This is a genomic window from Streptomyces sp. NPDC003042 (assembly GCF_053591315.1).
In genome coordinates, this window is the sequence record NZ_JBSFTP010000193.1 from 1 (window position 1) to 1,023 (window position 1,023).

Annotated in this window: 1 protein-coding gene and 1 pseudogene; both read right to left on the reverse strand. The window is 66.0% G+C overall.

The features are described from left to right. Positions 1 to 461, reverse strand: a pseudogene (locus ACWDYJ_RS36305) (hypothetical protein); the annotation flags it as partial. Further along, positions 458 to 886 carry a DUF6507 family protein gene (locus tag ACWDYJ_RS36310; protein WP_451569872.1) on the reverse strand — a complete coding sequence of 143 codons (429 nt, stop codon included), beginning with the start codon at positions 884 to 886 and terminating at the stop codon, positions 458 to 460. The gene ACWDYJ_RS36310 and the pseudogene ACWDYJ_RS36305, both read right to left, overlap by 4 nt. Positions 887 to 1,023 lie beyond the last annotated feature (137 nt).

Sequence of the window (1,023 nt, forward strand, 5' to 3'; positions counted from 1 at the left end):
GCGTGAGCGGCCTTCTCCACATCCTGGAACTGCGCCCACACCTCGGCGATCTCGTTACGGCGATCGAGATTCTCATCGATCAGATCACCGTCCTCACGCCACTTGTCCTCCTTGGCGACCTTCGAACGAAACGCTTCCGCTTCCCTCTTCAGCTCATCCAGCTTCTTCGCGATCGGCTCCGCGTCCCGCGCGTACGTCCCCAGCGCACCCGCGATCGTGCACATGTCCGAGCTCAGCTTCAAACCCAGATCCGACACCGGCTTCGTCGTCGCGAACAGCTGGTCCGCCTCCGGCGCCCGGTAGAACGCCTGCAGACCACCGAAACTCGAATGGACGTCCGACGTCGCCGTCGAGATCTTCGCCCCGCCCGCCGAGATCGCCTTCACCTTCGCGTCCAGCAACCGGAAGTCCCCCGTGAACACCGGCACCTCCGCCGGATCAACCGGCGCGTCCCCGCTCACTTCTTGCCCCCCGGCTGCTCCCGCAGAACCTCAAGATTCACAGCCCGCGCAGCGTCCTGGGCCGCCTTGGCCTGCTCCAGATCGCCTTCCAGGTACTCGTTGGTCGCCTTCACGGCACCGAGAACGCACGCCTCGATCCGCTCCGTCATCGACTTGAGTTCCTTCTCCCGGCCCTTCAAATACTCACCCAGAGCCGCCGCCACCGGACCCATCGCATTCTGCGACAGAGGAGCCTTGCCCGGAGCCACCGGACCCTGCAGACGCGTCTGCGCCGCCGAACCCGGCACCGCCGTGCCCGCGTACTGCGCCGCCTGCGACATATCCGTCAGCAGAGCGTTCAAAGCCTTCTCCAGCTCACCGGCATGCCCGCCGACAGTCTTCAACTGCCCCTGCACACCCTGCGGCTTGATGTCCCACGACGTCATCGACGACCCCCCGTGTACCCGACTGCCCTATCCCAACGGCCCGCTCAGCCGATGTTGTCCACCGCGGCCCGCGCCCGCGCCAGCGTCTGCTGCGCCGTCCCGTCGTTCTTCTCCAGCGTCGTCTTCAGCAGGCGAAT

Coding starts and splice junctions, on each gene's coding strand:
- ACWDYJ_RS36310 (WP_451569872.1), bottom strand. CDS start 886: ATGACGTCGTGGGACATCAAGCCGCAGGGTGTGCAGGGGCAGTTGAAG.